Source organism: Aurantimonas marianensis, from assembly GCF_024195285.1.
GTDB classification, from domain to species: domain Bacteria; phylum Pseudomonadota; class Alphaproteobacteria; order Rhizobiales; family Rhizobiaceae; genus Aurantimonas; species Aurantimonas marianensis.
On record NZ_JALHBS010000106.1, the window covers coordinates 36,413 to 51,118 of the forward strand.

20 protein-coding genes are annotated in these 14,706 nt (G+C 64.8%); 6 read left to right on the top strand and 14 right to left on the bottom strand.

The genetic code is table 11. From position 1 onward, the window contains the following. Positions 1–7 precede the first annotated feature (7 nt). On the bottom strand, positions 8–1,309 hold the full coding sequence (gene hslU, locus MJ956_RS16835) for an ATP-dependent protease ATPase subunit HslU (RefSeq protein ID WP_253965598.1): 1,302 nt from the start codon (positions 1,307–1,309) through the stop codon (positions 8–10). A gap of 370 nt (positions 1,310–1,679) precedes the next feature. Between hslU and MJ956_RS16840 the strand changes: the two genes are divergently transcribed. Continuing rightward, a complete protein-coding gene (locus tag MJ956_RS16840) occupies positions 1,680–2,390 on the top strand; it encodes a helix-turn-helix transcriptional regulator (RefSeq protein ID WP_253965599.1) in 711 nt (236 codons plus the stop codon). 38 nt (positions 2,391–2,428) lie between these two features. Then, complete coding sequence (locus MJ956_RS16845; RefSeq protein ID WP_253965600.1) at positions 2,429–3,043, top strand: alpha-ketoglutarate-dependent dioxygenase AlkB family protein; 615 nt, start codon at positions 2,429–2,431, stop codon at positions 3,041–3,043. Positions 3,044–3,063: 20 nt separating this feature from the next. Here the strand turns inward: MJ956_RS16845 and sbmA are convergent, their stop codons facing one another. From sbmA to MJ956_RS16875, 6 genes are all read right to left on the bottom strand, one after another. After that, positions 3,064–4,323 carry a peptide antibiotic transporter SbmA gene (gene sbmA, locus MJ956_RS16850; RefSeq protein WP_253965601.1) on the bottom strand — a complete coding sequence of 420 codons (1,260 nt, stop codon included), beginning with the start codon at positions 4,321–4,323 and terminating at the stop codon, positions 3,064–3,066. A 133-nt stretch (positions 4,324–4,456) separates the two neighbouring features. Next, positions 4,457–5,416, bottom strand: coding sequence for a type I pantothenate kinase (gene coaA / locus MJ956_RS16855; RefSeq protein ID WP_253965602.1), 960 nt, complete (start codon positions 5,414–5,416; stop codon positions 4,457–4,459). Continuing rightward, positions 5,416–5,757, bottom strand: coding sequence for a phosphoribosyl-ATP diphosphatase (locus tag MJ956_RS16860; RefSeq protein WP_253965603.1), 342 nt, complete (start codon positions 5,755–5,757; stop codon positions 5,416–5,418). Before MJ956_RS16860 ends, coaA begins: the two co-directional genes overlap by 1 nt. A gap of 87 nt (positions 5,758–5,844) precedes the next feature. Further along, the gene (gene hisF / locus MJ956_RS16865) at positions 5,845–6,630 is read right to left on the bottom strand and encodes an imidazole glycerol phosphate synthase subunit HisF (protein WP_253965604.1); all 786 of its coding nucleotides are present in this window, start codon (positions 6,628–6,630) and stop codon (positions 5,845–5,847) included. Beyond that, the gene (locus tag MJ956_RS16870) at positions 6,627–7,088 is read right to left on the bottom strand and encodes a hypothetical protein (protein ID WP_253965605.1); all 462 of its coding nucleotides are present in this window, start codon (positions 7,086–7,088) and stop codon (positions 6,627–6,629) included. Before MJ956_RS16870 ends, hisF begins: the two co-directional genes overlap by 4 nt. A 35-nt stretch (positions 7,089–7,123) precedes the next feature. After that, positions 7,124–7,729 carry a Uma2 family endonuclease gene (locus MJ956_RS16875; RefSeq protein ID WP_253965606.1) on the bottom strand — a complete coding sequence of 202 codons (606 nt, stop codon included), beginning with the start codon at positions 7,727–7,729 and terminating at the stop codon, positions 7,124–7,126. Positions 7,730–7,749: 20 nt separating this feature from the next. Here MJ956_RS16875 and MJ956_RS16880 point away from each other — a divergent pair, with 20 nt between their 5' ends. Beyond that, a complete protein-coding gene (locus tag MJ956_RS16880; RefSeq protein WP_253965607.1) occupies positions 7,750–8,613 on the top strand; it encodes an alpha/beta fold hydrolase in 864 nt (287 codons plus the stop codon). 17 nt (positions 8,614–8,630) lie between these two features. Here MJ956_RS16880 and MJ956_RS16885 read toward each other — a convergent pair whose 3' ends face one another. The 5 genes from MJ956_RS16885 to hisB all read right to left on the bottom strand — a co-directional run bounded on the left by MJ956_RS16885 (position 8,631) and on the right by hisB (position 11,988). Next, positions 8,631–9,188, bottom strand: a complete 558-nt coding sequence (locus tag MJ956_RS16885; RefSeq protein ID WP_253965608.1) for a Uma2 family endonuclease — start codon at positions 9,186–9,188, stop codon at positions 8,631–8,633. 86 nt (positions 9,189–9,274) lie between these two features. Then, positions 9,275–10,015, bottom strand: coding sequence for a 1-(5-phosphoribosyl)-5-[(5-phosphoribosylamino)methylideneamino]imidazole-4-carboxamide isomerase (gene hisA, locus MJ956_RS16890; RefSeq protein ID WP_253965609.1), 741 nt, complete (start codon positions 10,013–10,015; stop codon positions 9,275–9,277). 203 nt (positions 10,016–10,218) lie between these two features. Further along, complete coding sequence (gene hisH, locus MJ956_RS16895; RefSeq protein WP_253965617.1) at positions 10,219–10,872, bottom strand: imidazole glycerol phosphate synthase subunit HisH; 654 nt, start codon at positions 10,870–10,872, stop codon at positions 10,219–10,221. Next, entirely contained in the window at positions 10,872–11,354 is a 483-nt protein-coding gene (locus tag MJ956_RS16900; protein ID WP_253965610.1) for a DUF2628 domain-containing protein, read from the bottom strand. The genes hisH and MJ956_RS16900 overlap by 1 nt, the downstream gene beginning before the upstream one ends. A gap of 25 nt (positions 11,355–11,379) precedes the next feature. After that, positions 11,380–11,988: an imidazoleglycerol-phosphate dehydratase HisB gene (gene hisB / locus MJ956_RS16905; RefSeq protein WP_253965611.1), complete on the bottom strand. Its 609-nt coding sequence runs from the start codon at positions 11,986–11,988 to the stop codon at positions 11,380–11,382. Between the two features lie 245 nt (positions 11,989–12,233). Here hisB and MJ956_RS16910 point away from each other — a divergent pair, with 245 nt between their 5' ends. From MJ956_RS16910 to hslV, 3 genes are all read left to right on the top strand, one after another. Then, positions 12,234–12,395, top strand: coding sequence for a DUF4160 domain-containing protein (locus tag MJ956_RS16910; protein WP_341482740.1), 162 nt, complete (start codon positions 12,234–12,236; stop codon positions 12,393–12,395). Further along, complete coding sequence (locus tag MJ956_RS16915; protein ID WP_253965612.1) at positions 12,388–12,801, top strand: DUF2442 domain-containing protein; 414 nt, start codon at positions 12,388–12,390, stop codon at positions 12,799–12,801. The genes MJ956_RS16910 and MJ956_RS16915 overlap by 8 nt, the downstream gene beginning before the upstream one ends. A gap of 61 nt (positions 12,802–12,862) precedes the next feature. After that, positions 12,863–13,426 (top strand): ATP-dependent protease subunit HslV, encoded by a 564-nt coding sequence (gene hslV / locus MJ956_RS16920; protein ID WP_210348923.1) that lies wholly within the window; start codon positions 12,863–12,865, stop codon positions 13,424–13,426. A 51-nt stretch (positions 13,427–13,477) separates the two neighbouring features. On the opposite strand, the gene MJ956_RS16925 is transcribed toward hslV, so the two are convergent. Both MJ956_RS16925 and MJ956_RS16930 read right to left on the bottom strand, forming a co-directional pair. After that, complete coding sequence (locus MJ956_RS16925; RefSeq protein WP_253965613.1) at positions 13,478–14,089, bottom strand: GNAT family N-acetyltransferase; 612 nt, start codon at positions 14,087–14,089, stop codon at positions 13,478–13,480. 115 nt (positions 14,090–14,204) lie between these two features. Next, a partial coding sequence (locus tag MJ956_RS16930; RefSeq protein ID WP_253965614.1) for a S1 RNA-binding domain-containing protein occupies positions 14,205–14,706 on the bottom strand: 502 nt, incomplete at its 5' end.

A 14,706-nucleotide genomic window follows, 5' to 3' on the forward strand; every position in this document is an offset into this window, starting at 1 on the left:
CGCGACATTACAGGATGAACCGCGACAGGTCGGTATCGCCGGCGATGCCGTCCAGCGCCTTGTGCACATAGGCGGCGTCGACCCGGTAGCTTTCACCGGACTTGTCGGGCGCCTCGAAGGAAATCTCGTCGAGCACCCGCTCCATGACCGTTTGCAGCCGTCGCGCGCCGATATTCTCGATCGAGCCGTTGAGCGCGACCGCCGTGTCGGCGATGGCGTCGATGGCGTCGTCGGTGATTTCCAGGTCGACGTTCTCGGTCTTCATCAGGGCGATGTACTGCTTGATCAGCGAGGCCTCGGTTTCGGTCAGAATGCGGCGGAAATCCTCCTTGGTCAGCGCCCGCAATTCGACGCGGATCGGCAGGCGGCCCTGCAGTTCGGGTAAAAGGTCCGACGGCTTCGACACATGGAACGCGCCGGACGCGATGAACAGAATGTGATCGGTCTTCACCGGCCCGTGTTTGGTCGCGACCGTGGTGCCCTCGACGAGGGGCAGGAGATCGCGCTGCACACCCTCGCGCGACACGCCGGCCGAATGCCCGTCCTTGTTCGCCACCTTGTCGATTTCGTCGAGGAAGACGATGCCGTTGTTCTCCACCGCCTCGACCGCCTCGCGCACCAGCTGTTCCTGGTCGAGCAGCTTGTCGGATTCCTCGCCGATCAGGAAATCGTAGCTCTCGCGGACGCTGGTGCGGCGCTGCTTGGTGCGGTTCAACGCCTTGCCGAACATTTCCGACAGATTGAGGACGCCAATGTTGGCACCCGGCATGCCGGGAATCTCCATGCCGCCCATCGGATTGCCGGTGTCGGCGACCTCGATGTCGATCTCCTTGTCGTCGAGTTCGCCCGATCGCAGCTTCTTGCGGAAGGAATCGCGCGTCGCCGGCGAGGCGGTCTTGCCGACCAGCGCATCGAGCACGCGGTCCTCGGCGCCCTGATGGGCCTTCGCCTTGACCTCCTCGCGCTTCTTCTCGCGCACCAGGCCGATGCCGATCTCGACGAGGTCACGGACGATCTGCTCCACATCGCGGCCGACATAGCCGACCTCGGTGAACTTGGTCGCCTCGATCTTGATGAACGGCGCGCCGGCAAGCCGCGCGAGACGGCGGGAAATCTCCGTCTTGCCGACGCCGGTCGGTCCGATCATCAGGATGTTCTTGGGCATCACCTCTTCGCGCAAGGCACCGTCGAGCTGCTGGCGCCGCCAGCGATTGCGCAGCGCCACCGCGACGGCGCGTTTGGCGTCCTTCTGGCCGATGATGTGGCGGTCGAGTTCGGAGACGATCTCGCGGGGGGAAAAATCTGTCATGATGTCTTCTGGTTGGCTGAGAGGCGGAGCGACGAGGGATCTCCTTGCCCGACGGCAAAAAGATTCTGGCTGCTACATGGGGGCTACAGTCCGCCCTTGCCACCGTCGCAACGGCCTTCGGAACGACGGCATGCGGCAAGAACACGCAGAGGCGACGCCTCGGAGGCGATTGTCAAGTCTACCAATCCGGCTCGGATTGGGATCAAGATAGCCTGTCCGATTCGGGGACCCTCACTGGGAATCGGGACATGGAGACGGGAGATCGCGAGAGGCGGTGCAGCGATGCGCGGGCGACGGAAACGGGCGGAGACGGCGTGAGCCGGCCGCAAGATCGAATGGGATGTGACGTTTTTCCGGAGACGGAGACGGCATGAGCGGCGGGCTCGAACGCCTCGCGGCCCTTGCGGCGCCCTGGGATGACGCGCAACTCTCGACACTGTTGGAGAGAATTGCGGCCGATTACGGCTTCTCCCATGTCGCTGTTCTGGCGATGCCGTCGGCCGACGATGGCGGCATGGCGACGCGTTACCTTCTGGGCAATTGGTCGGAGAGCTTCGCCCGCTCCTACGAGCAACTCGGCTTGCACCGTTTCAAGCTGGTCGTCGGGGCTTTGCAAGCCGATCCGATGCCCTTCGTATGGGACATCGAGACGCTTTACGGGGCCGACGAGCCGGAGCCGACGCCAGCGGCAAAGATGCTGCTCGATGAAGGCTATCTGGCGGGCGCGCTGTTTCCGGTTCACGGCCTGACCGCATTCAGTGGCGCCCTGGCCTTGGCCGGCAGGTCGCCCGATCTGTCGGCGCAGACGGTGCGAGAGCTGCACCTGGTGGCGTTCTCCGTTTTCGGCATGCTGGCGGCCGCGCGCTTCGAGGAGAACCGCAAGAACAATCCGCTCTCGGTACGCGAGCGCGACTGTTTGAAGCTCGCCATGCTCGGCAAGACCTCGTCCGAGATCGGCACCATCCTGTCGCTGTCGGAATACACGATCTCGCAATATCTGGCGGCGGCGACGCGCAAGGTGAACGCGTCGAACCGCACCCATGCCGTCGCCCTCGCGGCGCAGCTCGGCTATTTGTCGTGAGCAGCGATTGTTATGCGGATGCGTCGGATTGAGCTAGCATGAACGTGCTTCCCAAAGGCGTCCGTCATAGTCCGGGCCATCTTTCTCGTGACGACCAGATAGCGTTGCTCGAGGCGATCCGTTCTGTCGTCGCGGCGGCGCCGCTGTTCCAGCCGGTGATGCCGCGCACCGGCAAGCCCCTGTCCGTGCGGATGACCAATTGCGGTGGTCTTGGCTGGGTCGCCGACCGCGCCGGCTATCGCTATCAGCCCACCCATCCGGTGACCGGCGCGCCCTGGCCGGCGATGCCGCCCCAGCTTTTGCGAATCTGGGAGGAGATGTCGGGTTTCGACCATCCGCCCGAGGCCTGTCTGGTCAATTTCTACGAGACCGGCACCAAAATGGGCCTGCACCAGGATCGCGACGAGGAGGATCTGGCGGCGCCGGTGGTGTCGATCTCGCTCGGCGACGACTGCCTGTTTCGGGTCGGCGAGACCACGCGCGGCGGTCGCACCACGTCGGTGCGTCTGAAGTCGGGGGATGTCGTGGTGCTCGGCGGCGAAGGACGCCTTGCCTATCACGGCGTCGACCGGATCTATCCGGCGACCTCGGCGCTCCTGAAGAACGGCGGCCGCATCAATCTGACCCTCAGGCGCGTGACGCGCCCGGCGTGACGCGGGCCAGGGGCCGCCTTTTATTCGGCGATGCTCGCCTCCTGCCCCTCCAGCCAGCGCCGGTCGATCTCCGGCAGCGGCTCGCCCTCGATCGCCGCCTCGAAGCCCCTGAGGCGCTTGTGAATCGACAGGAGTTCGACGATCGTGGTCCAGGAGTTGACCAGATACTGGAACGACGAGCGCACCTGTTCGAAAGCATTGAGGATCTGCGTCATCACCCCGAGGGTGATGGCGCCGGCCACGATCGTCGGCGCCAGCATCAGCATGGGAAAGATGTTGTCGGTCTGCAGATAGGCGATGCGGGCGACGTTGAAGTACATGTAGTGGAAGTAGAGCCGGAAATAATTGCGCCGGACATGCGAGAACAGCTCGGCGACGATCGGCGGCTCGGCCCGCCTGCCGTCGTCCTCGCCATAGACGAGCTCCTTGCGATAGGCCGCCTCGACCCGCTGATTGCGGAATTCCAGGCCCGGCAGTCTGATGCCGACCACGGCCAGGAACGCCGTGCCGAACAGCGACCAGACGATTGCCGCGATGACCAGGGCGTAGGGCACCTCGCCGACCAGAGGCAACGTGGTGACATTGGCCGAAAGCACCAGAAGGACGGGCAGGAAGGCGATCAGCGTCATCACCGAGTCGATGAGGGCGACGCCAAGACCCTCCATCGTGGTTGAGAACCGCATCGTATCTTCCTGGACGCGCTGCGAGGCGCCCTCGATGCGCCTGAGCTTGGGCCAGTACGACATGTAGTAATCGTTCATCGCCGTACGCCAGCGGAAAATATAGTGGCTGACGAAGAAGCGGGTGAGTACGCCGACAGTGACGGCGACGAAGGCGATACCGGCGAAGGTCAGCATCTCGCCGTAGAATTCCTCGATCGTCACAGGCCGAGATTGCGACAGGGCGGCCTGGATGAAGTCGTAGAACGGTCCGTACCAGGCGTTGATCGCGACGCTCACCTGGACTTGGAAATAGGTGGTGAACAGGATCAGCGCCGATCCGAGGATCGACCAGAGCGCCCAGGGATGCGGGGCATAGACCATCCAGAAGGCGGCGAAGATCGCGACGACGATGGCGAAGTAGACGTAGAACCAGAGGAAGGCCGGCGACCAGAAGATCGACACGCCGATGATCGGCGGCGAGTTCTCGGCTTCCGGCGGCAGTCCGAACCAGGCGCCGGCGTCGGCGCCGAAGACGTACCAGGCGGCGACCGCGACGGCAGTCCAAGCGATCGCCGACAGAAAGAACGGTTTTGGACGGGGAAAGAACGAGACGAACAACGGCGGTACCTCGGCGATCGATTCTGGCGCCCGGCCCGCTGCTCACGCGGCCGTCGTGCCCGCCATTTAACGGCAGAAACCGCGAAGGCGCGACTAAAACCCGGTAAGATGACGCGATCCCGGAGGCCGGGCCTCAAAGCTTGCGCAGCGCCACCTGCTCGGTCAGGTGGTTGGGCCCCTTGCGCAGGATCAGATCGGCGCGCGGACGCGTCGGCAGGATGTTCTCGTAGAGGTTCTTGCCGTTGATGTTGCTCCACAGGCCTTCGGCGATCTGCAGGGCTTCTTCGGGCGAGACCTGCGAATAGCGGTGGAAGAACGAGCCGGTCTCCCGGAACGCCGTCTCGCGCAGCCGCATGAATCGCTCGATATACCAGCGCTGAATGTCGATCTCGTCGGCGTCGATGTAGATCGAATAGTCGAAGAAGTCGGAGACGAACGGCACCGCCTTGCCGTCCTTCGGCATGTCGCGCACCTGCAGGACGTTGAGACCCTCGAAGATCAGGATGTCGGGCCGGTCGATGGTGATGCGTTCGCCCGGCACGACGTCGTAGACGAAGTGCGAATAGACCGGCGCCTCGACCCGCGGCACGCCGGCCTTTATCTCGGACAGGAAGCGCAGGATCGCACCCACGTCGTAGCTTTCGGGGAAACCCTTGCGTTGCATCAGTCCCTCGGCCTCCAGGACCGCGTTGGGATAGAGGAAGCCGTCGGTGGTGATCAGATCGACCTTGGGCGAGGACGGCCAGCGAGCCAGAAGCTCCTTCAACACGCGGGCTGTGGTCGACTTGCCGACCGCCACCGAGCCGGCGATGCCGATGATGAACGGCGTCTTGGGATGGGCGCGGTCCTCCGACAGAAATCGCTGGCGCTGGCGAAACAGGAGTTGCGACGATTCCACATGCGCGTAGAGCAGGCGCGAGACGGCAAGATAGATGCGGGCGACCTCCTCGAGATCGACCGGGTCGTTCATCGAGCGAAGCCGGCGGACTTCGTCCTCGGTCAGCGTCAGCGGCGCGTCGGCGCGAAACTTCGCCCATTCCTCGGCCGAAAAGACCCGGTACGGCGAAAATTTCGAGGGCGCGAGCTGGTCCATCAGCCGTTCGCCTGTCCAGGTTCCCGCGGCCGGCCGGCCTTTTCGGCGAGGCCAGTCTGCGCGGTGCGCCGTCCGAGTTCGGCCATCACCGCCGAGAGCGGGATATGGCGAAGATGCAGCGCCACCACGAGATGATAGATGAGATCGGCCGCTTCCGAGGTCAGCCGGTCCTCGTCCTGTGACACCGCCGCGATGACGGTTTCGGTCGCTTCCTCGCCGAGCTTCTTAGCGACATGGCCGATTCCCTTGGCGGCGAGCGAGGCCGTATAGGAGCCGCTATCCTCGGATGCGGCCCGCGCGGCGACGATCGTTTCCAGGTCGGCGAGGGTGAAGTCTGTCATGATGCCCTTCCGTTACGCGCACCGTCTCTACAGCATCCCCGCGAAAAGTGGAGTCGCTCGCAGACCGACGAAGCCTCACGCCGCCGCTCAGTCGACCGGGTCGAGCCGCATCGGGATGGAAGCCGCCGCCATATGTGCTTTGGCCTCGCCTATCGTATGAGTGCCGAAGTGAAAGATCGAGGCGGCGAGGACCGCCGTCGCGTGGCCGTCGCGGATTCCCTCGACGAGGTGGTCCAGCGTGCCGACGCCGCCCGATGCGATCACCGGCACGCCAACCGCGTCCGCGACCGCGCGGGTGAGATCGAGGTCGAAGCCGGATTTGGTCCCGTCGCGGTCCATCGAGGGGAGGAGAATTTCGCCGGCCCCGAGCGAGATCACGCGCCGGGCGAAGGAAATGGCGTCGATCCCGGTCGCGGTGCGCCCGCCATGGGTGAAGATCTCCCAGCGTTGCTCCTCGCCCGCCGCGGTGACCCGCCGCGCGTCGATGGCAACGACGATGCACTGGTCGCCGAACTTGTCGGCGGCCTCGGCGACGAGTTCCGGCCGGTTTACCGCGGCGGTGTTGATCGCAACCTTGTCGGCACCGGCCAGAAGCAGGCGTCGGACGTCGGATACGGCGCGCACGCCGCCGCCCACGGTCAGCGGCATGAAACAGTGCTCGGCGGTCTGGGCGACGACGTCGAGGATCGTCTCGCGGTTGTCGGAGGAGGCGGTGATATCGAGAAAGCAGAGCTCGTCGGCGCCGGCGGCATCATAGATCTGCGCCGCGGCCACCGGATCGCCGGCATCGACCAGCCCCTCGAAGTTGACGCCCTTGACGACGCGGCCGTCCTTGACGTCGAGACAGGGAATGATGCGCGCCTTGAGGGTCATCTGCTCACTCCAAGATCTCGTCTCACGGAGTGATGCTTCCCAAAGAGCGGATGGTATAGATGGCAAAGCAGAGCTTCTTCTGCGTAGCGCGAAACAAAGTCGATCGCAGGCAATTGTTCATTTCCGATCGTCAGTTTAGAGGGGCGCTTGAACCATACTTCAACACATTCTCCTCGGCAGGCGGAGCGCAATTTCTCCTGATCTCTTAGTTCATTGGGTTTTAATGCGCGCGTTGATTTAGAACCAATCATTTGAATCATTGGATTCCAGCGCCAGGACAGCGTATTTCCGGTTTCGCCCACTTTCAAAGCGTTACCACTGGTGAGCAGCGCGACATAGACAATATCCTTCGTTCGTCGTGCGGCCGCCGTCGAATCGCGCTGTGTGATATCGAGGTTTTCCGAGACTTGGAAAATTATACCGCGCTCGAAACCCAATTTGCATGGGTGCGACACCACTATGAACTACCTCCAAGGATTTCGACGGGCGTTCTCTATGCGATGCCGCGGTACAGATCGGCAAGGGCCAGCGTGACGCCGAGGCCGGTGAGCGGCACGGTCTCGTCGCGTCCGACGATCATGTCCGGCTTGGCGAAGGCCCCTTCTTCGTCCCGGCTCCACAGCCAGACGCGGGGCTCGTCCTGGGCAAGGACAAGATAGTGCGAAAGCGACGGGATCGCGGTGTATTCCTCTACCTTTTCCCCGAAGTCGACCGCTAGCGAGGCAGGCGACAGGATTTCCGCCAAGAGAACCGGTTCGCGAGCGGCAAGGTCCGAACCGCTACCACCGGCGCGGTCGACGAAGACGTCCGGATAGCGAACGCCCGCGGGCGTCTTCACGGCGAAATCCGCCGAGCCGATGTCGAAGGCGGCGAGGTCGAGTTTCGCGCCGAGTGCCAGGCCCAGCAGATAGGCCAGCTTGGCGTGGTTCCGCGATACGTTGACCATCATCTCGACGATCCTCCCCCGCACGAATTCGCGCTTTCCCTCGCGCCCCTCGTTCCAGCGCAGGAAGTCCTCCGTCGTTCTGATGGCCGATGCCTGGATATTCATGGCGACCATGATAGAGCCGAACGGGTCTTCGATGAAGGCCAAATCCATCGGACGGTTCTGGAGCGGCAATGGCGAGCGACGCGGCGCTAAAACGGACGATCGAGGCCGGCGATCTGACGGTCGCCTATCGCGATGCCGCAGCGGTAACCGAGACGGGCGCCCCGCCCCTGCTGCTGCTGCATGGCGCGGTCCAGACCAAGGCGGTGTGGTCGGCGCAGATACCGACGCTGTCGCGGTCTCGGCGGGTCGTCGCCACCGATTTGCGCGGCCACGGTGAAACGCGTGGCGATACCGCCGGCCTCTCGGTGGAAACCCTCGCCGAGGATGGATTCCGGTTTCTCAACGCGCTCGGCATCGATCGCGTGTCGCTCGGCGGGGTGTCGCTTGGCGGGATGGTGGCGCTGGAGATGGCGGCGCAACAGCCTGAGCGCGTCGACGCGCTGATCCTCGCCGACACGCCACTCGCCCTCTCGCTGCACGGCCCGGTCCGATCGATCCTGGAAGCACTGGGGCCGCAGCGCATCCTGTCGCCGCTGTTCCTGTTTTTCGGCCGGCGCCGCACCGCGCGGCTGGGTATCGCGGCGGTTCGGGCACTGTTCGGCAAAAAATGGGTGGGAGCCGACGCCGAACGGCACTTCGTTGCCGGCTTCGCCACCATGCCGCCGGCGGCGATACTCGCGACCTACGAAGCGATCGTGGCGGCGGACCCGGCGGCAATCCGCGCGCTCGACATCCCCTGCCTGGTCATTCTGGGCGACGACGAGGTGTCGCTGGTGGTCGATCACGCCGCCGAGATCGCCCGCCAGATCGGCCGGGCTGAAATCGTCCGGGTTGAGGGCGGCCATGTCGCCAATCTCGACGCGCCGGAGGCTTTCAACCAGGCGGTGACGTCGTTTTTGGAGCGCACGGAACCAGACCCAACGCAATCTTGACCTTGCCGTCGTTGGCGTCAGGCAATGCCGCCATAGAGTTCCGGGAGCGAAAGTTCGAGCTCGAGGCCGGGAAGGGGAATGGCCTCCTCGCTCCCGACGATCATCTCCGGTTTGCCGAAATCGCCGTCACCGCCCCGGCTCCAGAGCCAAATGCGGGCCTCGTCCTGAGCCAGAACCAAATAGTGCGCCAGCGATGGGATTGCCGTGTACTCTTCGACCTTCTCACTGAGGTCGATCGCCAAGGAGGAAGGCGACAGAATCTCGGCAACGAGGACCGAGCAGTCCGTCGCGAGATCCGACGGATCGCCCTCGCGCCGCGTCACCATGACGTCGGGATAGCGGACGCCGAACGGCGTGCGGACCGCGAAATCGGCGACCGTCACGAGGAATCCGGTAGGGTCCAGCTTGCTTTTCAGGAGGAAGGCCAGCTGCAGAGTCAACTCGGCATGACGCCGAGTGCCGCCGGTCATCATCTCGACGATCCTCCCGCCCACGAACTCGCGCTTGCCCTCGCGCCCTTCGTTCCAGCGCAGGAAGTCGTCGGCGGTCCGGATGGCATTCTGCTGGATGTTCATCGCCGAAATCTAGCGCTTGCCGAACGGATCAGCAAACCCTGCGCGTGAGGACCATCCCTGCTTCACGTGAAACATTCCGGAGGCGGTCAGCCTGCTCCTTGCAGGACCTTCAACGCTTCCCGCGCATCGATCCGCCCGTCATAGAGCGCCCGGCCCGAGATCGCGCCTTCCAGCTTGGTTGCGTCCGGCATGGTCAACCGCACGACGTCGGCGAGCGAGGCGAGGCCGCCCGACGCAATGACGGGAATGGAAATGGCCTCGGCCAGATCGATGGTGGAGTCCCAGTTGATGCCGGCCAGCACCCCGTCCCGGTCGATGTCGGTGTAGATGATCGCGGCCACGCCCGCGTCCTCGAACCGGCGGGCCAGATCGACGGCCGTCAGCTCGGACGTCTCCGCCCAACCCTCGACCGCGACCTTGCCGCCCTTGGCGTCGATGCCGACGGCGATGCGGCCGGGAAAGGCGCGCGCTGCTTGTTTCACCAGCTCCGGATCGCGCACCGCCACCGTGCCGAGGATGACCCGCGCGAGACCCTTGTCCAGCCAGCGCTCGATGTCGGCCATCGAGCGGATGCCGCCGCCGAGCTGGATCTTCATCTCTTTCCCGACCGCCGCGACGATGGCTTCCACCGCGCCGCCATTGACGGCCTTGCCCTCGAAGGCGCCGTTGAGGTCGACCACGTGCAGATGAGAAAAGCCGGCGTCGCGAAACTCCCGCGCCTGCGCGGCCGGGTCGGCATTGTAGACCGTCGCCTCGTCCATGAGGCCGAGCTTGAGGCGCACGCAGGCGCCGTCCTTGAGATCGATGGCGGGGAAGAGAATGGGCAAGAGATCACACAGCCGGAATGGAGGAAAGGGAAGACGCTTAGAAGACGCCGAGGACCGCCAGCAGCACGAGGGTCAGAAGGAGCGAGATTGCGATCGACCCAAGGCAACCGAGCCGGTTGGAGAAAAACACGAACAATCAAGAACCTCCGTTATCTTTGGTCAGGGCGTGACGGAAAACTCGCCCGAAGTTTCCTCCCCGGGATTCACGGCGTCCATTGGAGGAAATTGCCGATCAGAGCCAGACCGAATTTCTGGCTCTTTTCAGGGTGGAACTGGGTGCCGGCCTTGTTGCCGCTGGCAACGATCGCGGTGACCGGGCCGCCATAATCCGTCCTCGCAACGATATCGGATTCGTTCGTCGCGACGAGTTGGTAGGAATGGACGAAATAGGCGTGCAGCCCCGCGTCTCCGGTCGCGATGCCGGCGAGAAGCGGGTGTTCATGTCTCACGTGAATCGTGTTCCAGCCCATCTGCGGGAGTTTCAGCGCTGGATCGGACGGCACTATCTTCTCGACGTCGCCGGCGATCCAGCCGAGTCCCGGCGTGATGGTCTTTTCCAGCCCGCGCTCGGCCATCAGTTGCATGCCGACGCAGATGCCGAGAAACGGCCGCGCCCTGGTTTCCACCGCCTCGCGCAGCGCCGTGACCATGCCGGGCACGGCATCGAGCCCGGCCCGGCAGTCGGCAAAGGCGCCGACGCCCGGCAGGACGATCCGGTCCGCCCGCAGCACGGTTTCCGGATCGGCGGTGAGCAGGATTTCGGCATCGATGCCGGCCTTGCGGGCGGCGCGCTCGAAGGCCTTCGTCGCCGAGTGCAGATTGCCCGAGCCGTAGTCGATGATCGCGACACGCTGCATCATCGCGCCCCCGTCGTGCCGAAGAATCCGCCGGTGCGGGCCGGCGCCGGTTTGCGGCGCTCAGCCGTCCACGGAGTGGCGGCGCTGGCCGGCTGTGCCGTCACTCCGTCAAGCAGCCGGCGACCGCTGCCGTAATACTGCAGCTCCGCCTCCGAAAGATCGGCGGCCTGAAACGCGGCTGTCTCGCGCCAGCCCTTGCGCCGATACCTTGCGGCGCGAAGGCTCGGTCCCTCCAGCGCGATCAGCAGCCCGAGCAGGAATTGCAGGATGGCCGCCGTCAAGTCGAAGCCCTGCTCGCCGAGCAGCGAAATGGCGACGAAAAGGACGAGCGCGGCGATCCCGGCCAACCAGAGGCGGTAGCGGAAAAGCCACAGGAAGGTGAACAGGAACGCCCAGATCGAGAACGCGTCGCGCACGAACACGGTGTCCTTGGCCCGGTCGTTCTCCGGCGGCTCGAAGACGATGAAGCGGCTCAGCGCCATGATGGGCTCTTCCGCGCTGTCCGGCTCACGCCAGCATGCCCGTGGTGGACGGCACGAGGTCGGCCTGGCGGGGATCGATAGCGACGGCGTCGCCGAGGACGCGCGCCACCGCCTTGAAGCAGGTCTCGGCGATGTGGTGGGCGTTGGCGCCGGCCAGATTGGTGACGTGCAGCGTAACGCCGGCGTTCTGGGCCAGCGCCTGGAAGAATTCGCGCACCAGTTCGGTGTCGAAGCCGCCGATCTTGTGCCGGGTGAAATCGGCGGAAAACACCAGGAATGGCCGGCCCGACACGTCGATCGCAGCGCGGGTCAGGCATTCGTCCATGGCCAGATCCAGCGAAGCGTAGCGCCGGATGCCGCGTCGCTCGCCGAGCGCCTTTTTGATCGCCTGGCCGAGCGCGATGCCGGTGTCCTCCACCGTGTGATGGTCGTCGATGTGAAGGTCGCCCTTCGCCGCGACGTCCATGTCGATCAGCGAATGGCGCGAGAGTTGTTCCAGCATGTGATCGAAGAAGCCGACCCCGGTCGCGATCGTCGACCGGCCGGTGCCGTCGAGATCGACGCGCACGCGGATCTCGGTTTCCTTGGTCTTTCTCTCGACGACGGCGTCGCGCCGCCCGGCTGTCTCGCCCATTTGCTGTCGCCTTCTCGCGGATGTCGTCCGGCTTCTAGCACCGGGGCTGTGGCCCTGTCATGGGGGCATGCCGGAGAGGGCCGCACATTCCCTTGCAATCGGGTAGATTGACAGCCTCGGTCCTTCATCAGCGCATTATTGAAAAACCCAACCTGTTGGGTTAAATGCTGTCATGGTCACTGTCCTGCGTTCCCTCGGGCTACGCGTGGTTATCTACCTCAACGATCACGAACCGGCGCACGTCCATGTCTACGGCGATGGGGCAGGCCCGTATCGATCTGGCCGGCGCATGGCCGGCGGTGATCGAGCAAAGGCGCATGACCAAGGGCGAGTTGCGCAAGGCGCTGGCGTTGGTGGCGGAACATCAGGCAGCGCTGCTCCGGCGGTGGGAGGAGATTCATGGCTGAGTTCGAACTGACAGATGCCGAGTACGACGCAGCGACGCGGCGCGGTAAGCAAGCCGGCACCGGGCAACCTCGACCCTCTTCGGTCCATTTTGATTCGGAAACCGGCCGGATCGTCGTCGAATTCATCAACGGAGCCGCTTTCATGGTCCCGGCCCGGTCCCTCCAGGGGCTCGAAATGGCGTCGGACGCCGAACTGGGTGATGTCGAAATTCTCGGAGACGACGGCCTGCACTGGGAAGCGCTCGACGCCGACTTCACCATTGCCGGTTTGATGGCCGGGGTGTTTGGGACACGCTCCTTCGTCGATGTGGCGCGCAAAGGCGGCAAGGCCCGGAGTGCCGCCAAGATCGCCGCGTCCCGGGCGAACGGTGCCAAGGGCGGACGACCGCGCAAGGCGGCTGGATGACCCCCACTTGGCAATCCCTTTCGCCGGGTCCACATGGGACGCGGATGAAAAGGACGCGACTATGAGCATTCAGAACCACGACCCGGCCACGATCTACGGCACTACCATCGTCACTGTCCGCAAGGGCGGCAAGGTGGTGATCGCCGGCGACGGCCAGGTGTCGCTCGGCAACACCGTGATGAAGGGCAACGCGAAGAAAGTCCGCCGCATCGGCAAGGAGGGCGCCGTCATCGCCGGCTTCGCCGGTGCCACGGCCGACGCCTTCACGCTCTTGGAGCGGCTGGAGGCCAAGCTCGAGCAATATCCCGACCAGCTGATGCGCGCCTGCGTCGAGCTCGCCAAGGACTGGCGCACCGACCGCTATCTGAGGCGTCTTGAGGCGATGATGATCGTCGCCGACAGACAGGTGACCCTGACGCTGACCGGCAATGGCGACGTGCTGGAGCCGGAGCATGGCGTTATCGCCATCGGCTCTGGCGGCAATTACGCGCTCGCCGCCGCGCGGGCGCTGGCCGAGACCGATTACGACGCCGAGGAAATTGCCCGCCGGGCAATGAAGATCGCCGCCGAGATCTGCATCTACACCAACGACAATGTGGTGGTTGAGAGCCTCGACACGGCCTGAGACCTGTGTGGCATGCTTCGCCTGTCGGCCGACATCCCGAAGGTCGCGCTTTCAGCCTGCCGGAAAGATCGGTACCCGGGGTGTGGTCTCCGGCGCGAACAGTCCGGTGAGGCGCGGGTCGTCGGCAATCTCCACCATCTGTCGGACCGGCCGGAAACCGCTGCGGCGGTAGAATGCCATCGCCTTCGGATGGTCCATGGTGTTGGTGTGCAGCCATAGCCGTGCGATCGGCCGCGCGAAGGCGATGGCGATGGCGCGGCCCATCATGTAACGCGCGGCACCCGTGCCGATCAGCGGTTCGGTGACGCCGAAGAAGACCAGCTCGCAGCTCTCGGTCTCCCTGAAATCCAATTCGACGATGCCCTCCGCGCGGCCTTCGACACAAAGCGCGTGGATTGCGATATCGGGATGCTGGATCGTGGCGCGTCGTGCCTCGGCTGGCAGGGCAAGCCGGGAATACCACAGATGGGCGGCGCCGACGCGGCGATAGAGATCCTCGTACCAGCACGGGTCGGGGGTCGGGATCGGATCGAGACGCCAGGGGGTGTCGGCTGGCGCCGCCTCAGCCGACACCGGCGCGGGTGGCGCGGTCATTTCCAGGACCGTGGCGATGGCGGCGATCTTGCCGGGCGCGATCGGCGTGAAACCGTCGGGCAGGGTCATGCGGATCTCTCCAGCGATTAGACGGAAAAGCCCGCGGCGAGCGATCGCCGCGGGCTTTGCTGATTCACGTGGAACGCCCCGCGCCCGCAGGCGCCGAGAGCGATGGCCTTGCGGCCTATTCCTCGTCGCCGCGTCCCTTCAGGGCCGCGCCGAGAATGTCGCCGAGCGAAGCGCCGCTATCGGTCGAACCGAACTGCGCGACGGCTTCCTTCTCCTCGGCGATCTGCAGCGCCTTGATCGACACGCCGACGCGGCGGGCCTTCTTGTCGAACTGCGTGACGCGGGCGTCGATCTTCTGGCCGACCGAGTAGCGCTCGGGGCGCTGCTCGTCGCGGTCGCGGGCGAGGTCGGCGCGGCGGATGAAGGAGGTGAGATCGGTATCGACGATCTTCACTTCCAGACCGCCGTCCTTGACCTCGGTGACCTCGCTGGTGACCACGGCGCCGCGGCGCACGTCACCGGCTTCCGCCGCCTCGACGAACGGATCGCCGCCGACCTGCTTCATGCCCAGCGAGATGCGCTCCTTGTCGATGTCGACGTCGAGCACCTGCGCCTTGACCATGTCGCCCTTGTTGAACTCCTCGATGACCTGCTCGCCCGGACGGTTCCAGTCGAGG